Annotated in this window: 8 protein-coding genes; 2 read left to right on the plus strand and 6 right to left on the minus strand. The window is 64.6% G+C overall.

Features of this window, described 5'->3' with window-relative positions; all coding sequences use genetic code 11:
- Positions 1-142 precede the first annotated feature (142 nt).
- The gene (locus EOA19_RS19905; protein ID WP_128304577.1) at positions 143-1,765 is read left to right on the plus strand and encodes an ABC-F family ATP-binding cassette domain-containing protein; all 1,623 of its coding nucleotides are present in this window, start codon (positions 143-145) and stop codon (positions 1,763-1,765) included.
- Between the two features lie 2 nt (positions 1,766-1,767).
- Here EOA19_RS19905 and EOA19_RS19910 read toward each other — a convergent pair whose 3' ends face one another.
- Entirely contained in the window at positions 1,768-2,208 is a 441-nt protein-coding gene (locus EOA19_RS19910) for a hypothetical protein (protein WP_023813342.1), read from the minus strand.
- 251 nt (positions 2,209-2,459) lie between these two features.
- Here EOA19_RS19910 and EOA19_RS19915 point away from each other — a divergent pair, with 251 nt between their 5' ends.
- Positions 2,460-2,816, plus strand: a complete 357-nt coding sequence (locus tag EOA19_RS19915; protein ID WP_031213633.1) for a hypothetical protein — start codon at positions 2,460-2,462, stop codon at positions 2,814-2,816.
- A 120-nt stretch (positions 2,817-2,936) separates the two neighbouring features.
- Here EOA19_RS19915 and EOA19_RS19920 read toward each other — a convergent pair whose 3' ends face one another.
- The 5 genes from EOA19_RS19920 to EOA19_RS19940 all read right to left on the minus strand — a co-directional run bounded on the left by EOA19_RS19920 (position 2,937) and on the right by EOA19_RS19940 (position 12,331).
- Positions 2,937-7,907, minus strand: a complete 4,971-nt coding sequence (locus EOA19_RS19920; RefSeq protein WP_128304578.1) for an autotransporter outer membrane beta-barrel domain-containing protein — start codon at positions 7,905-7,907, stop codon at positions 2,937-2,939.
- Between the two features lie 514 nt (positions 7,908-8,421).
- The gene (locus EOA19_RS19925) at positions 8,422-8,667 is read right to left on the minus strand and encodes a MoaD/ThiS family protein (RefSeq protein ID WP_127398960.1); all 246 of its coding nucleotides are present in this window, start codon (positions 8,665-8,667) and stop codon (positions 8,422-8,424) included.
- A gap of 64 nt (positions 8,668-8,731) precedes the next feature.
- Positions 8,732-10,993 carry a xanthine dehydrogenase family protein molybdopterin-binding subunit gene (locus EOA19_RS19930; RefSeq protein WP_128304579.1) on the minus strand — a complete coding sequence of 754 codons (2,262 nt, stop codon included), beginning with the start codon at positions 10,991-10,993 and terminating at the stop codon, positions 8,732-8,734.
- 1 nt (position 10,994) lies between these two features.
- Positions 10,995-11,471, minus strand: a complete 477-nt coding sequence (locus tag EOA19_RS19935; protein ID WP_023813348.1) for a (2Fe-2S)-binding protein — start codon at positions 11,469-11,471, stop codon at positions 10,995-10,997.
- Positions 11,471-12,331, minus strand: coding sequence for a xanthine dehydrogenase family protein subunit M (locus EOA19_RS19940; RefSeq protein WP_128304580.1), 861 nt, complete (start codon positions 12,329-12,331; stop codon positions 11,471-11,473). Before EOA19_RS19940 ends, EOA19_RS19935 begins: the two co-directional genes overlap by 1 nt.
- Between the last annotated feature and the right edge of the window lie 61 nt (positions 12,332-12,392).

A 12,392-nucleotide genomic window follows, 5' to 3' on the forward strand; every position in this document is an offset into this window, starting at 1 on the left:
TCTCAGGAATTCCATATGCGATAGCCCTGCCACGAGGGGGGAGATCGGCTGTATGCGGCGCTTGCGCCTCTTTCTTTGCGGCCATCCTTCGCGTAAGGCGCCGGGCAAATCCTTTCATCGCAGGCTCAGCCCCGGAAACCGTATGATCAGACTTGAAAGCATCAGCAAGCAGAACGGCCGTCAGCTTGTCTTCATCGAAGCGTCGGCGTCGCTGCAGAAGGGCGAGAAGGTCGGCCTCGTCGGGCCGAACGGCGCCGGCAAGACGACGCTGTTTCGCATGATCACCGGCCAGGAGCAGCCCGACGAAGGCCAGGTGCAGGTCGATCGCGGCGTCACCATCGGCTATTTCAGCCAGGATGTCGGCGACATGGAAGGCCACAGCGCCGTGGCCGAAGTGATGAACGGTGCCGGGCCGGTAAGCGAAGTCGCGGCCGAGATGGCAGCGCTCGAGGCAGCCATGGCCGATCCCGACCAGGCCGACCAGATGGACGAGATCATCGAAAAATATGGCGAGGCTCAGCACCGCTTCGAGGAACTCGACGGTTATGCGCTGGATGGCCGCGCCCGCGAAGTGCTGGACGGTCTCGGCTTTTCGCAGGAGATGATGGACGGGGATGTCGGAAAGCTCTCCGGCGGCTGGAAGATGCGCGTGGCGCTGGCCCGCATCCTGTTGATGCGGCCCGACGCCATGTTGCTCGATGAGCCAAGCAACCATCTCGACCTGGAAAGCCTGATCTGGCTGGAGTCCTTCCTGAAAAACTATGACGGCGCGCTGTTGATGACCTCGCACGACCGCGAGTTCATGAACCGCATCGTCAACAAGGTGGTCGAGATCGACGCCGGTTCGCTGACCGCCTATTCCGGAAACTTCGAATTCTACCAGCAGCAACGCGCGATCGCCGACAAGCAGCAGCAGGCACAGTTCGAGCGCCAGCAGGCGATGCTGGCCAAGGAGATCGCCTTCATCGAGCGCTTCAAGGCGCGCGCCTCGCATGCCGCGCAGGTGCAGAGCCGGGTGAAGAAGCTGGACAAGATCGACCGCGTCGAGCCGCCCAAGCGCCGCCAGACCGTATCCTTCGATTTTCTGCCGGCGCCGCGCTGCGGCGAGGACGTGGTCACGCTGAAGAACGTCCACAAGGGCTATGGCAGCCGCTCCATCTATGAGGGGCTCGACTTCCAGGTTCGCCGCCGCGAGCGCTGGTGCATCATGGGCGTCAACGGCGCCGGCAAGTCGACGCTCTTGAAGCTGGTCGCCGGCGCTTCCGAGCCCGACACCGGCACGGTCGCGCGCGGGCCGAGTGTGAAAATGGGTTATTTCGCCCAGCACGCGATGGAGGTGCTGGAAGGCGAGCGCACCGTGTTTCAGACACTGGAGGACGCGTTTCCGCAGGCCGGCCAAGCGCCGCTCAGGGCACTTGCCGGCTGCTTCGGTTTTTCCGGCGACGAGATCGAGAAGAAATGCCGCGTGCTGTCAGGCGGCGAGAAGGCGCGGCTGGTGATGGCGCTGATGCTGTTCGATCCGCCCAACCTTCTGGTGCTGGACGAGCCGACCAACCATCTCGACATCGCCACCAAGGAGATGCTGATCACGGCATTGTCGCAGTACGAGGGCACCATGCTTTTCGTCTCGCACGACCGGCATTTTCTCGCCGCGCTGTCCAATCGCGTGCTGGAACTGACGCCCGAAGGCATCCACACCTATGGCGGCGGCTATACGGAATATGTCGAGCGGACGGGGCAGGAAGCGCCGGGGTTGAGGAGCTAGCCCTACCGCAGCGAGATGCTCATACCACTAAGGTCGGCGTTGACCTGCAGGCCGACCTGCCTGCCCGTCAATTCGAGCCGGGCGCCCTTGTCATTGCTCATGACGATCACCTGAGCCCCTTTGCCAAGCGCGCCGCCACCGCCTGCCGCACCATAGACCCCGGTCACATCCCGTGCACGTTTGATGTGGCGCACGGTACCTTGAAAATAGGTCTTGGAGACGCCGAAGGCGAGACCGCCCGAGACGCCGCCGACCGAGATGGGATAGCGGCGGCCATGGAAGGTCAGCGTTCCTTCGCCTCCGGAGCCACCGACGAAGAAGGCAGCCTTGTAGACGGCGAAGCGGATCGTGCCGCTGTCGGCATGCGCGGCGCTGGCAAAGCCGATGCTCGCGGTGGCGATGGCGGCCACCGCGATGGAACGAAATCCGGATGAAATCTTCATGGTGAGAACTCCTCAATGTCGCCGCTTTGCCGGCCGCAGCGTGGGATCAAAGTTACAACTGAACAGTCTCGCCCGTGATTTGGTTCCAGGCCCCATGATTTGGTTCCAGGCATGGGTTCGAATCCGGCGGCTGGAAGGCCGGGAGAGGGCGGCGGATTGCGGAGGGTGGGGAAGGCGCCTGACCGCAGCTATCGCCTTGTGGGATGAAGAGGTCTATGCAGGCCCTTTACAAGGCTCAGGAGAGGCTTCGGATGAGAATCGCAATCTGCCTCGCATTGACCGCGGCAGTGGCCGGATGCGCGACCTCCCCGGTCGACTATGAGGCGTCGCTTTCGCAGCAGGACCAGAAATGGGCTTCGCCGGCATGCCAGCAGGCCCGCAGGGCGGCTTCGGATTACGAGGCTCGCGAGAAAGAGCATCCGGGGTGGGGTTTCGGCGTCTTGCTTGGTCCATACTCGATGGGGCTCGTCGCAGCCATCAAGGAGCATGAGCAGAAGCAACGAAAACTGTTCGCCCGCGAGGTGCACCTGCAATGCTCGAGCTTGCCGCTGCCGAAGGAACTGCAGGGCGATTTGAACCCTGGCGTGCCGCCGACGAAGTATCCATAGCCCTGCCGCGCCTTCCCAGCCCCAAAGGCACCGGGGCTGCGAAGCGGCGCGAGTGGAGAGCCGCCGTTGGACCTAAGCAGTCATGGCGCGATCAACATCAGCCAGTAAGTGCCAAGCAAGTCACCACTTGACCCGCAAGCCCAGTGAACCGGTCAGCGCATGACTGTCACCGAAGTCTTTGAGGCCCGTCCGGGCGGCGGCTTCGCCGAACACCGAGAACCTGTCGTCGGCCCAGTTGATCGTGCCGCCAATACCGAGGCCGCCCCAGAGTTGCTCGTTGCGGTTCGAAAGGGTGCTGCCGGCGAGGTCGACAGATGAGCCATCCTCAAAGTCGTAATAGAGGTTGGCGATGCCGTAGAGATTCGTGTGGCCGGCGCGGCCCGTGCGGTCCTGCCACTGCGTCTGATGGTCGAGCGAGAGGCCGAGGCGGCCAAGCAGGCTATCGTTGGTGCCTGGGGTGACCCTCGCGCCAAAGGCGTCGGTGAAGGCGTCGAGGTCGACCGACGACCAAGCCAACTGGGCTTGCGGCGTCAGCGACCAATTGGGATCGAGCATGATGCGTTTGCCCGCTTCGACGCCGAGCGCGTAGCCGACACCGTTGTTGCCGTCGACGAGCCGCTGTCCGGCGGTCGCCGAATCGAGATTGCTGTCGTACCAGATCACCTGCGCCTGGCCGTCGAGGTAGAAGCCTTCCGCGCCGTACCAGGTCAGCGAGCCGGAAACCCCGGTGCCGGTGCTGTCGATCGACCCGCTGCCGAAGACCGACGAGACGTCGGCGGACACGGTGCCATACTGGAAGGCGACGCCGCCGATGAGCTGGCCGGCCGCGCTATCGGACAAAAGCATGTCGGCGCCGGTCTGCAGCCTCCAGGTCGAGGTATCATACGTCGTTCCGGTGGTGGAGCCTTCCGGATTGTAAGAGCCGCTGGTGCCTTCGATCCTGCCCCACAAGCCGATGCCGGCCTCGGCCTTCACCTCGTCGGAGACCCCGTCGGCGCCCTGCGCTTCGATGGTCCACGAGCGGTTGCCGAGCCGCTGCTGTAGCGTGCCCAGCTGGTTGAAGCTCTGTAATGTGCCCGAATAGGCCTCGTACAGCGGTGCGCCTGCCTGATAGAGCGGAGTTCCGGGTCCGCTGCCGTCGATAAGGGCGGAGCGCAAATACCAGTCGCCGTCGCCGGGCGTGCTGACGCCGCCTTGGTACATCCGGTAGGCATAGGCACCGCCAACCACCGCCTGATCGCCTTCGAAGGTGTAGTTGCCCTGGAGGGAAAAACTGCCAGTCGATACTCCGCCGACATCGACGATCTTGATGCCTTCGACCGTCTGCGCCCCGCCACCGCCGAGATTGACAACCTGGAGCGTGCCCGTGCCTGACGTACCCCCGGCGATAACCAGCATGTTGGTCTGTGAGTTGTCGGCACCCAGGGCGGTGCCGATGAGAATATTGCCGCCATTGCCGACATAGTCGCCGCTGACGGTCAGCTTGCTTCCAAGGCTGCCGGCAATGCCCACGGTCCCGGCATTGGTCAGGCCAGCGATGGTCTGCGACGTGCCGGCGAGATCGAGCGTGGCGCCTGAGCCGACCGAGAACTGCGAGGAGGAACTGAATGCGTTCGCTGCGCCTGCGGCAAGCGTGCCGCCGCTGACCGATGTGGCACCGGTAAAGCCTGAGTTGTCGGATGCGAGCACCAGGGTGCCCTGGCCGTCCTTGATGAACGTGCCGGCACCCGACAGCACGCCGGCATAGCTGGCGTTGGCGACCTGGTCGAAGGTGAAGGAGTTGCCCGCGCCGATAGAGACATCGCCACCGAAGCGCTCGGCCGCCGAGACGAGGCCACCCTGGTCGACGGTCCAGTCGAGCAGCGAGGTGCCGGCTAGCTTCAGCGTGCCGGCACCGTCCTTCACCATCGTGCCGGTGCCGGAGATATCGCCGGCAAAGCTGGCATCCGCCACCTGGTCGAACACGACAGTGCCGGAATTGCCGATGTCGCCACGGATCGAAGCCGCGTTGCCGACCAGCGTGCCGGCACTCACCAGCGTGTTGCCGCCATAGCTGTTCGTTTCGGTCAGCGTCAGCGTGCCGGCGCCGGTCTTGGCAAGATTGCCGGCACCCGAGATCGCGCCGGACAAAGTGAGGTCGGCCAAGGTGTCGAAGGTACCGCCGGGCGCCGCAAGCGTGATGTCTCGCGCCGAGGAGAAGACGGCGGTGTTGCGCAGCGTACCGCCGGAGAGGGTCAGGTCGCCGGCGGCGTCGCCGAGATTGTTGTCGGCCGCAACCGAAAGCACGCCGCCCGAGACGGCCGTTCCGCCTGTGTAGGTGTTGGCGCCCGACAGCACCAGCGTGCCGGCATCGGTCTTGGTCAGGCTGCTCGCCCCGGTCAGCACGGAGGCGATGGTGGCGGTATAGCCTGCTCCGGCCAAGGTGCCGTCGCCGACCCGAATGATGCTCTCGCCGCCAGCGCCGGCAAGCGTGATGGCGTCTCCCTCGATGCGATAGCCGTCGGCGGCGAACTGCATTCCGGTGACCGCAAGCTCGCCAGCGCTGTCGTCGGCGCTGACGGTACCGCCAAGTGTCTGGAAGATGGCGAAACCGGGCTGCGGCTTCATCGCGCCTGTCACCAAGCCGGTGCTCGTCGTCCAGTTCGGGCTCGTCGCCGTCCAGGTGCCGTTGCCACCGTCGACCAGATTGTTGTTGGCATTCCCGGCCGCGTCACCGTCCCAGAACAACAGGTCATTGCCGGCGCTGCTGACCAGATTGACCTGGTTGGCGACCGAGGTCTGCACCGTCAGGTCGGCTGTCGTTACGCCGGCCGGCAGATTGCCCAACTCGAGGCCGTTGTCGGTCAGCGCGCCGCCATAATTGATCAGCCGGTAGACACCGGGGCCGAAGCCGCCGACATCGGTAATGTCGAGGCTGCCGTCCAGCGTCAGGTTTCCGGTCACCTCAATCAGGTCATTGACGCCGCCGCCGACAATGCCGGCTTGGCCAAGCTCATAATCAAGGATCGAGCCGGAGCTCAGGCTGAGCGATCCGACCGTGAGGGTGCCAGGGCTGGACCCCGGCGCCAGCATGCCGCCATCGGCGATGATGACCGCGCCGCCGATCGAGCCGGAGCCGCCCAGCGTCGCACCGCTGTTGACCGTCGTCTGCGAGCTGCCGAGCGAACCCTCGACGACAAGCTTGCCGGCCTCGACCGTCGTCGGGCCGCTGAGAGTGCTGGTTCCCGTAAGGCTCAGATTGCCAAGACCCTGCTTGGTAAGGGAGCCGCTGCCATCCATGGAGCCGGCAAAGGTGGCGTCGGTCGGCTGGTCGAAGACGAGCGCTCCGTCGTTGAGGATTCCGCCGGTGCCGAGGCTCGAGGCTTGACCGGTCAACGTGCCGCCGGTGATCACCGTGCCGCCGCTGTAGCTGTTCAGGCCGGTCAGTGTCGTGCCGCCCGAGCCCTGCTGAACCACCGCGCCGCTGCCTGAGATCGCACCACCGACGATCAATGCATCTGAGCGGTTGAATGCCAGCGTGCTGTCGTTGAGGACATTGCCGACAATGCTGCCGCCCTCGCCGACTTGGAGCGTGCCGTTATTGATGACAGTGCCGCCGGTGTAAGTGTTGGCGCCCGACAAAACCATCGTCCCGCCGCCTGCTTTCGTGAGACCGCCTGCTCCGGAGATGACATTGCTGAGCGTGAGGATCGTGCCGACATCAGTCAGAAACGTTCCGCCTCCTGTCAGGGCGATTGTCCGGCCGCTGGTGATGTCGGCGGTCGTCTGCAGTGTGCCGCCACTGAAGGTCAACCCGCCGGAGGCGGCGCCCAGATTGTTGTCATTCGAAATTTGCAGGGCCCCGCTGCTCAAAGTCCAGGGCGTAAGGGCGGTCGTCGTCCCCGTCAGTGTCCAGGTGCTGCTTCCTGTCTTTTCATACAATCCGAAGCCGTCGTATTTGGCGCCAGCGCCGATCTTGGACACATCAAAACTGGCGCTGCTGTCGCCGCCCAGCTTGAAAGTGTCGGCAGTGCTGAATGCAACCACATTGCCGCCGATTACCGAGCTCGCTTGAAGCTCCAGAGAATTAACTCCGCCTGTGAACTCGATAGCCTTGCCGGTGATCGGAGTTCCACCACCGGCGCCGACGGCGCCGCCGCTGATCGTGCCCGCATTGATAACCGCGATGTTGGCGCCCTTGATCCCCGCTGCGCCATCGCCGCCTGCCAAGGAGCCCTGGCCGCCACTGCCGCCAATAATCGTCGCACCTTGATTGTTGATGACGGTTCCACCTGAGAGCAGCAGAACAGCGGCGCCACCGTCCCCACCGCCGCCGAGAAGGGCTCTTCCGCCGGCGCCCCCCAGCAGATTCCCGCTGTTCTGGATTGTCCCGCCGCCGATCAGGACGATGGCAGCCGCGCCGCCGCCGCCGCCTGCTTGGGCCCCAACTGTAGAGCCACTAGTGCCACCGGTAACGCTGCCGCCCGCCTCTACAACGACATTTGCGGACGAGAATATGCCGACGCCGCCACCACCGCTGCCGCTGTTGCCACTGTTCCCACCTCGGCCCCCAGTGCCACCAACCACCGATCCTGTGCCAGTAACCGTAACGTCGGCCGTGGCACTGACGCCCACACCGCCACCACCGCCGCCGCCGCTCCTGACGACGCTGTTTGTGCCAGGTGAGCCCGAAGCGCCGGCTCCGCCGCTGATGCTGGTTGCAATGGTCCCGTCTGTGGAGATGACCAGACCCGTAGCACCAGTCGCACCGGCAACGCCGTTTGGGTTGTTGGCTGTCGAGCTTCCCGATCCCGACCCTCCGGGCGCACCATTGCCCGTCGTGAGATCAACGCCGCCACCACCGCCGCCGGCGGTAGCGCCATTGGGGACATTCTGACCCGTGGCACCCGCTAGTGCACCGTCCACACCCCCTTGTCCGGCGCCTACGCCGCTTCCATTGCCGCCATCGGCCCAAGCGGGCGCGACATTCAGCGCGAGTGTGACAGCAAGGATCGCAAGGGCGGAAGCGCTGCAGCGAAGCGACACGTCCTGCTGCAAGCGCGCGAGGCGCAAAACCCAAATCCCGTCGCGCGCCAAAATCCGCTCCGCCATGCCTAAGCTCCCTGATTCCTGAGTGCGCCGAAGGCAGCATGAAAGCTATTCGCCCGCAAGACGTTTATAGTCACGAGAGCTACCAAGAAGCTAACAGTGACCAGTAAAATCAAGTCTGCGACGTTTGAGTGACAGATAATACGTCGATATTAGATCTAGCTTATCAAAGAGACCTTACGGAATCGCGAGAACAATCTCGCCGCATGGGTCTGCAGGGAAATTTTCGGAGCTCCTGGCCCTCAGCGATCCCATCGAGTGAGCTCGAAGGCTGCCCAGCGCAAGCCGGGTGGACAGAGCGTCATCACTGGACCGGGATTTCCCTCTCACGCCATACCCCTGTCGCCGCGGGGGCCTCAGCGATGTCAGCTACTGGGATGCGGCTACAGTCTGTTCGATGACCGACATGAGGCGCGAAGCAGACTTCCTCCCGGTCGGACGCAATAGCGCTTCGTAGAATTACGGTGACAGTGTAAATTACGGCGGCAGTGCACTTTTTACCCTGTCAGTTGTCGCCTTACCCCCCGGCCAGCCTCGGCAGCAAAAAAATCTCCGCCCCCTCCGGCAGCTTCTTCGACCACGTATCGCGATAGATCGTCCCGTCGATCGCAACCGCGATGCCTTTCTCGATCCAGGGCTCGAGGCCGGGATACTGTTCAGCCAGCTTCCTGAACAGCTCCCTTATGTCCTTGGCCTCGATCTCGACCTTGCTGTTGCCTCCGGCGGTCGCGGCGAGCGAGCCCCAGAGCGTTACTTCGACCATTCGCGAGACCCCTATTCGGGATGGAGCATGATGTTATCCGAAAACCGCTTCGCACTTTTCGGCATCATGCTCTAGCCGCCTCGATCGCCGCCAGGATGCGCGGCGGCGACATCGGGATGTGCGTCATGCGCACGCCCGCGGCGTTCGACACCGCATTGGCGATGGCCGCCAGCGGCGGCACGATCGACGTCTCGCCGACGCCGCGCACCCCGTAGGGGTGGTTGGGGTTGGGGATTTCGAGGATCTGCGTGTCGATCATCGGCAGGTCCGAGCAGACCGGGATGCGGTAGTCGAGGAAGCCGGCGTTCTGCAGCCGCCCGTCCTTGCCGTAGATATACTCCTCGTTGAGCGCCCAGCCGATGCCTTGCGCGGCACCGCCCTGGTACTGCCCCTCGACATAGGTCGGGTGCACCGCCTTGCCGGCGTCCTGCACGACCGTGTAGCGGATAACCCTGGCGGCGCCGGTATCGGGATCGACCTCGATATCGCAGATATGGGTGGCGAAGGAGACGCCGGCGCCATCGGCGACGAGTTCGCTGTGGCCGGCGATCGGTCCGCCCGTCTTGCCCGATTCGACCGCGATCTCCTTCAGCGACAGCTTGCCGAGATTGCCGTGCTTCTCGCCCTTGGCGATCGCGTGGCCCTTTTCCCAGACCACGTCGTCGACGGCAATGTCCCACATCTGCGCGGCGCGTTCGCGCAGGATCTTGATCGCATTGCGGGCGGCCGAGATCGTCGCCATGGAAGACGAGAAGGTGCCGCGGCTGCCGTCCGTCATGTCGTTGTAGCCGAGGCTGGAGGTGTCGGCGACGATTGCCTTGACCTGGGAATAGTCGATGCCGAGTTCCTCCGCCGCCACCAGCGACAGCGACGCGCGCGAACCGCCGACATCGACCGTGCCGACGGCCAGCGAGACCGAGCCGTCCATGCCGATGTTGAGGTCGGTGCAGGTCTGGCCGCCGAAGTTGAACCAGAAACCGCAAGCCATGCCGCGGCCCTGGTTCGGGCCCAGCGGCGCCTTCATGTGCGGATGGCTCTTCACCGCCTCGAGCGTCGGGCCGATGCCGATCGGGCCGTAGACCGGACCGTAGGAGGATCTTGTGCCTTCCTGCGCGGCGTTTTTGATCCGGAAGTCGACCGGATCCATGCCGATCTTCTTGGCCAGCTCGTCAACAGCGCTTTCCACCGCGAACGCCGCCATGGGCGCGGAGGGCGCGCGGTAGGCCGCGGTCTTGGGCCGGTTGACCAGCACTTCGTAGCCCACCGTCTTGACGTTATCGAGCTTGTAGCAGGCGAACGCGGTCATGGCGCCGATCTCGGCCCAGGAGCCGGCATACGGGCCACAGCTGTAGCGGAGCGTCGCTTCGGCGGCGGTGATCGTGCCGTCCTTGCGGGCGCCGATCTTCACGTCGATCGAGGTGGCGCTGGTCGGACCCGAGGCGCGGAACACCTCGTCGCGGGTCATCACCAGCTTCACCGGCCGGCCTGCCTTGCGCGACAGCGCCAGCGCCACCGGCTCGGCCCAGACATGGGTCTTGCCGCCGAAACCGCCGCCGATCTCGGAAGAGGTGACGCGCAGTTTCGAGGCTTCCATGCCAAGCAGCTGGGCGCAATGCTGGCGGTAGACGAAATGGCCCTGCGTGCACACCCAGAGGTCGGCAGTGCCGTCGGAGCTGAAATTCGCCACGCAGGCATGCGGCTCGATATAGCCCTGGTGCGTCTGCTCGGTCTTGAAGGAGCGCTCGACGATGAAGTCGGCGTGGCCGAAACCCTGATGGACATCGCCATGGCCAAACTGGCTGCGCTTGGTGACGTTGGAGGGTTTTACCGGCTTCTCCTCGAGACCCTCGGTGAAGATGGCATCATTGATCAAGGGCGCCGTGTGCTTCGCCGCCTCGTCGACATCGGTGACATGCGGCAGCAGCTCGTACTCGACCTCGATGAGCTTCAGCGCCTGCCTGGCCGTGCGGGCGTCGATCGCAGCGACCGCGGCCACCGCGTGGCCGTCATAAAGGGCTTTCGTGCGCGCCATGCAATTGTCGAGGACGTCGTACATGGCGGCATCGCCATCGGTGAGGTCCGGCAGGTCGGCCGCGGTGATCACTGCCTTGACGCCGGGGAGCTTTTCCGCCTTCGAAATGTCGATCTTGACGATCCTGGCGTGGGCGTGCGGGCTTCTGAGAACACGCCCGACCAGTTGGCCGGCCATGTTGAAGTCGGCGCCGTAGCGCGCGCGGCCCGTCACCTTGTCGATGCCGTCGGGACGGATCGGACGCGTGCCGACGGAGGTGAATTTACGTCCGGAAAAACGTGGATCGAAATTCATCTCAGGCTCCCTTCATCACGATGGCCGCGTCCTGGACGGCGCGCACGATCTTGTCGTAGCCGGTGCAGCGGCACAGGTTCCCGGCGAGGCCGAAGCGGATTTCTTCCTCGGTCGGGTCGGGGTTCTTGGCCAGGAGGTCCTTGGCCGCGATCAGGAAGCCCGGCGTGCAGATGCCGCATTGCAGCGCCGCATGCTCGAGGAACTTCTGCTGCAGCGGGTGCAGCGTATCGCCATGGGCCATGCCCTCGATGGTCTCGACGCGGCGGCCTTCAGCCTCGGCGCCGAGCACCAGACATGAGCACACCAGCCGGTCGTCGAGGATGATGCTGCAGGCGCCGCAGTCGCCGGTGCCGCAGCCTTCCTTGGCGCCCGTCAGCCCCAGCCGATCGCGCAGGACGTCGAGCAGCGTCTCGTCGGGCTGGCAAAGATATTCGACAGCGTCGCCGTTGATTGTCGTTGAAACTGCTACACCAGCCATCATTTGCCTCCCGCACGTGCATAGGCGGTCGTTGCGGCCCGCTTGGCCAGCACGCCCGCAACTTTTCTTCTGAATTCGATGGTGCCGCGCTTGTCGTCGATGGGACGGCATGCCCCCGCGCAAACCTTGGCGAGCCGCTCCAGCGTCGCTTCGTCCAGCCTGGAGCCGATGAGCACCTCCGCCGCCTCTTCGACCAGAAGCACCGTCGCCGCCACGGCGCCCAGCGCCACGCGGGCCGATTTGACCACACCGTGCTCATCGAGCGTCAGGTTCACGCCGGCGCTGACCACCGCGATGTCCATTTCGGTGCGTGGAATGAAACGCAGATAGGCATCGCCCGAGCGCGGCGCTTGGCTGTCGAGCAGGATCGCCTCGATGATCTCGCCTTTGGCGAGCGACGTCTTGCCCGGCGCGGTCGGCACGCTCTGCACGGGGACAGTGCGCCTGCCCGCCGGCCCGACGACCACCGCCTTGGCGCCGGCGGCAACCAGCGCCGGCACGCTGTCGGCGGCCGGCGATGCGTTGCAGAGATTGCCCACGATGGTGCAGCGTCCCTGCACCTGCTTCGATCCGATCAGCTTGGCCGCCTCGACGACACCGGGCCATGCCTTCCTGAGCGCGGTGTTCTCCCCCAGGACGGCGCAGGGAACCGCCGCGCCGATGCTGAAGCCTTCAGCCGTTTCCCGGATCTCGCTCAAGCCGTCGATCGCCTTGATGTCGACGATCAGCTCTGGTTCGGCAAAGCCGCCCTTCATTCTGACCAGGAGGTCGCTGCCTCCCGCAAGGATGGCGGCCGTACCAGCCGACCCGGCCAACTGGCCAACGGCATCTTCTATTGAAAGCGGACGTATGTAGCGCATCGTCTCCCCTTGGTCATCGCGATTTCAGCGACCGTTATAAACAGTCTCCTCATAATGGCCA

Source organism: Mesorhizobium sp. M7A.F.Ca.US.010.02.1.1 (genome assembly GCF_004023085.1).
Taxonomy (GTDB): domain Bacteria; phylum Pseudomonadota; class Alphaproteobacteria; order Rhizobiales; family Rhizobiaceae; genus Mesorhizobium.